The organism is Hyalangium sp., assembly GCF_035629615.1.
GTDB lineage: Bacteria > Myxococcota > Myxococcia > Myxococcales > Myxococcaceae > Hyalangium.
The window spans coordinates 1-4711 of record NZ_DASPHO010000764.1; the positions used below are offsets into that span (position 1 = coordinate 1).

Annotated in this window: 3 protein-coding genes and 1 pseudogene; 3 read left to right on the plus strand and 1 reads right to left on the minus strand. The window is 67.4% G+C overall.

Annotation, left to right across the window (positions count from 1 at the left end; translation table 11 throughout):
* A partial coding sequence (gene htpG, locus VD972_RS38225) for a molecular chaperone HtpG (protein WP_324993764.1) occupies positions 1-1664 on the minus strand: 1664 nt, incomplete at its 3' end.
* 139 nt (positions 1665-1803) lie between these two features.
* Here htpG and VD972_RS38230 point away from each other — a divergent pair.
* The 3 genes and pseudogenes from VD972_RS38230 to VD972_RS38240 form a co-directional block, all read left to right on the plus strand.
* A complete protein-coding gene (locus tag VD972_RS38230) occupies positions 1804-3510 on the plus strand; it encodes a dipeptidyl-peptidase 3 family protein (protein ID WP_324993765.1) in 1707 nt (568 codons plus the stop codon).
* An 86-nt stretch (positions 3511-3596) separates the two neighbouring features.
* Positions 3597-4355 carry a fatty acid desaturase gene (locus VD972_RS38235; protein ID WP_324993766.1) on the plus strand — a complete coding sequence of 253 codons (759 nt, stop codon included), beginning with the start codon at positions 3597-3599 and terminating at the stop codon, positions 4353-4355.
* A 68-nt stretch (positions 4356-4423) separates the two neighbouring features.
* A pseudogene (locus VD972_RS38240) lies at positions 4424-4711 on the plus strand (mononuclear molybdenum enzyme YedY); the annotation flags it as partial.

The window sequence follows — 4711 nt, forward strand, 5'->3', positions numbered from 1 at the left end:
AAGGCCGGCGAGCCGCCCTCTGGCAGCACCAGGCAGACGGGCGAGTCGGTGAGGCGGTCGGACACGCGCACCTCTCCCACCGCTTCCTTCAGTACGTCCTTCATCCGCTCGGTGAGCGACTTGAGGCCCTCGGCGCGCTGATCCTTCTCGCGCTTCTCCTCGGCCGTCTCCTGGAGCTTCAGGTCCGCCTGGAGCGCGGAGACCAGCGGCTTGCCGTTGAACTCGTTGAGGCCCTGGGCAGCCCACTCGTCCACGGGGTCCGTCAGGTAGAGCACCTCGTAGCCCCGCTTCCGCAGCGCTTCCAGGTGGGGCGAGCCCTCCAGCGCCTTCCGCGACTCGCCGAACACGTAATAGATGGCCTGCTGGCCCTCCTTCATCCGCGACACGTAGTCCGCCAGCGAGGTGAGCCCCTCCTCGCGGCTGCTCTCGTAGCGCACCAGCGCGCCCAGCTTCTCGCGGTTCTCGCTGTCGCCCGTCAGCCCCTCTTTGAGAATGGCGCCGAAGTTCTTCCAGAAGGCGAGGTAGTCCTCGGGCTTGTCCTTGGAGAGCTTCTCCATCAGGTCCAGCGTCTTCTTCACCACGTGCTTGCGGATGGAGCGCACCACCGCCGAGTCCTGCAGCAGCTCGCGAGAGACGTTGAGTGGCAGGTCATCCGAGTCCACCACGCCGCGCACGAAGCGCAGCCACGGCGGCAGCAGCTCCTCGCAGTCGTCCATGATGAAGACGCGCTTGACGAACAGCCGCACGCCCCGCCGGCGCGTGGTGCCCTCCAGATCGAACGGCCGGCGCTTGGGCAGGAAGATCAGCCCGGTGAACTGCTGGTTGCCATCCGTCTTGAAGTGCGTCCACGCCAGCGGCGGCTCGAACTCGTGCGTGAGGTGCTTGTAGAACTCCTGGTACTGCTCGTCGGTGATCTCGGACTTCGGGCGCTGCCAGAGCGCGCTGGCCTTGTTGACCGTCTCGAAGGCAGTCGTCGTGGACTTCTCGCCCGTCCTCGCGTCGATGACGTCCGTGGTCTTCTTCACCTGGAGCTGGATGGGGTGACCGACGTAGTCCGAGTACTGGGTGATGAGCGAGCGCAGCCGCCACTCGTCCAGGAACTCCTTCTGGTCCGGCTTCAGGTGGAGGGTGACGGCGGTGCCGTGCGTAGTGCGCTCGGCAGGCTCGACGATGAAGGTACCCTTGGCCTCCGAGATCCACCGGAAGGCCTGCTGATCCTTGCCGGCCGGCCGGCTCACCACCTCCACCCGGTCCGCGACGAGGTAGGCGCTGTAGAAGCCCACACCGAACTGGCCAATGAGGCTCACGTCCTTCTGGCCACGCTGGGACAGGATCTCCAGGAACTCGCGCGAGCCCGAGTGGGCGATGGTGCCCAGGTTCTTCACCAGCTCGTCATGCGTCATGCCGACGCCGGTGTCCTCGATGGTGAGGGTGCCCTGCTCGGCGTTGGGGATGATGCGGATCTCCAGCGAGGGCGCGTCCCCGAGCAGCTCGGGCTCGGTGATGGAGCGGAAGCGCAGCTTGTCCAGCGCGTCGGACGCGTTAGAGACCAGCTCACGCAGGAAGATCTCCTTGTGGCTGTAGAGGGAGTTGATGACCAGGTTGAGCAGCTGGTTGATTTCAGCCTGGAAGGAATGGGTCTCCCTCTGGGATTCGACGGACATGGCTCCTCCGACCGCCTGAGACAGGCGTGACCTGTTCCCCATAACCATTCCTGGGGACTTGTCGAGTCCCGGAAGGTCGCCCGCCTGGTGATTCGTCATGCTCCCCACCTGCCAGGGAAGGCGGTAAGACTCCCGGCCCATGACCCGCTACCTCCTGTCCCTGCTGACCACGGTGCTCCTTGCGGGCGCCGCCCGGGCCGCGGAGCCCGTTGCCCCTCCCGATGCCGCCCAGCTCAAGCGAATGACGGCGCGCTTTGCCCCGGTGGATCTCAAGATCGATCTGTCGAAGCTCCCGGACCACGAGAAGCGGGCGCTGGCGAAGATGGTGCAAGCCGCGCAGCTCATGGACACCCTCTTCATGCGCCAGTCCTGGGCGGGCAACGAGACGCTGCTGCTGGAGCTGCTTGAGGACACGACGCCGCTCGGCCGTGAGCGGCTGCACGCGTTCCTTCTCAACAAGGGCCCCTGGTCACGCCTGGACGAGGGCCGGCCCTTCCTCCCCGGTGTTCCGCCCGAGCCGCCCCCTGCCGGCAACTTCTACCCGGCGGGCTCCACCAAGGCCGACATCGAGCAGTGGGTGAAGACCCTGCCCGAGCCCCAGCAGCGTCAGGCCACCGGCTTCTACACGACGATTCGCCGCGCTCCGGATGGCAAGCTCACCCTGGTTCCCTACAGCGTGGAGTACCAGGGGGAGCTGACCCTCGCCGCCCAGCTGCTGCGCGAGGCCGCGGCGCTCACGAAGCAGCCCACGCTCCAGGCCTTCCTCACCTCGCGCGCGGACGCCTTCCTCTCCAATGACTACTACGCCAGCGAGGTGGCGTGGATGGAGCTGGACGCCAGCGTCGAGCCCACCATCGGGCCCTACGAGGTCTACGAGGACAACTGGTTCAACTACAAGGCCGCCTTCGAGGCATTCATCACCGTCCGGGACGACGCGGAGACCCAGAAGCTGGCCCGCTTCAGCGGCGAGCTGCAGGCACTGGAGAACGCCCTCCCCATCGACCCGAAGCTGCGCAACCCGAAGCTCGGTGCGCTGGCGCCCATCCGGGTCGTCAACAGCCTCTTCTCCGCTGGCGATGCCAACCGAGGCGTGCAGACAGCCGCCTTCAACCTGCCCAACGACGAGCGCGTCACCGCGGAGAAGGGCAGCAAGCGCGTGATGCTCAAGAACATCCAGGAGGCCAAGTTCCAGCGCGTGCTGCTCCCCATCGCCAAGGTGGCGCTGGCCGCCAAGGATCGGCCGAACGTTGCCTTCGAGGCCTTCTTCACCCACATCCTCATGCACGAGCTGATGCACGGGCTGGGCCCCCACAACATCACCGCCGGCGGCAAGGAGACCACCGTGCGTCAGGCGCTCCAGGCCTCCTCCAGCGCCATCGAGGAGGCCAAGGCCGATGTCTCCGGCCTCTGGGCGCTGCAGCAGCTGGTGAACAAGGGGGTGCTCGACAAGACGATGGAGCGCACCATGTACACCACCTATCTGGCCTCCATGTTCCGCTCCATCCGCTTCGGCATCGACGAGGCCCACGGCAAGGGCGTAGCGCTCCAGCTCAACTACTTCCTCGACACTGGCGCCGTGAAGGTCGCCCCGGATGGCACCTTCTCCGTCGTCCCTGAGAAGATCCAGGAGTCCGTGGTGGCGCTGACGAAGCAGCTCATGGAGCTGCAGGGCCGTGGGGACCGAGCCCAGGCCGAGGCCCTGCTGGCGAAGCTGGGCGTGGTTCGCCCCGAGGTGAAGCGGGTGCTCGACAGGCTCCAGAGCGTCCCCGTCGACATCGAGCCCCGCTTCGTCTCCGCCGACCAGCTCCTCCGCGAGTACAGCGGCCCCGAGCAGCCGAAGAAGTAGCTCGCGGTCCTGGCCGCTCGCCTCCCCACCTGCCGCCCTTCGCTTTTCCGTGCGCGGCGGGCCGCTCGTGGCCACAACCCACTCGAATGAGCACCCGCGCCAACACCCGGCATGGCCCCTGGGGAGTGCCCCTCGCGCTGATCCTCATCGGCGCTTGGGTGGGGCACCTCGCCTGGCTGCTGACGGCGGACGGCCTCTCGTGGAGCTCCCCCCTCGGCTGGCTCCACGTCGCGCTCCAGGGCTACCTGTGCACGGGCCTCTTCATCACCGGCCATGACGCGATGCATGGCACGGTGAGCCGCCGCCGGTGGGTGAATGCGGCCGTGGGGACGCTCGCCTGCTTCCTCTTCGCGGGGCTCTCCTACCGCCGGCTGGTGGTGAACCACAGGGCCCACCACGCTGCCCCCACCGGCGAGCACGATCCGGACTTCTCCACCCGCTTCCGCTCCTTCTGGCCGTGGCTGGGCACCTTCATGGTCCGCTACACCACCCTGGCGCAGCTCGTCGCCATGGCGGTGCAGTTCAACCTGCTGAAGTGGCTCGGGGTGGCCGAGTGGCGCCTGTGGTTCTTCTGGGTGGTGCCTGCGGCGCTCGGCACGCTCCAGCTCTTCTACTTCGGCACCTGGCTGCCCCACCGCCGTCCGGACACCGTGGACATGGCGCCCCACCATGCGCGCACCCAGCCGCGCAACCACCTGTGGGCCATGCTCTCCTGCTACTTCTTCGGCTACCACTGGGAGCACCACGAATCCCCCTCAACCCCATGGTGGGCGCTGTGGCGGATGAAGGATGCTCGGGCCCGTGCCTCCTCCCTGGCTTCCCAGGGGGAGGCTGCCACCCGGTAGGGCAGGGGAGCCGTGCCTCTCTACCCGGTGGTAACCCGAACGCGGGTTGCCGCGTAGTAAGAGGAGTCATGCCCGACAACAAGGTGCCCGAGCCTCCCAGCTCCGAGATCACCCCCGAGAAGAGCTACCTGCGCCGCCGGGAGCTCATCAAGAACGCCGGCCTCTTCGTGGGCACGGCCGGCGTGGTAGGCGGCGGCCTCTACCTGCTGGGCATGAAGCGCACCCACCCCATGGATCAGTTCGTCCCGGACGGGGGCGGACTGCCCACGCTGCCGGCCGCCCAGGCCCAGGGGCCCAGCTCCTACGACACCGACGAGCCCCGCACCCCCTTCGCGGACATCACCACCTACAACAAC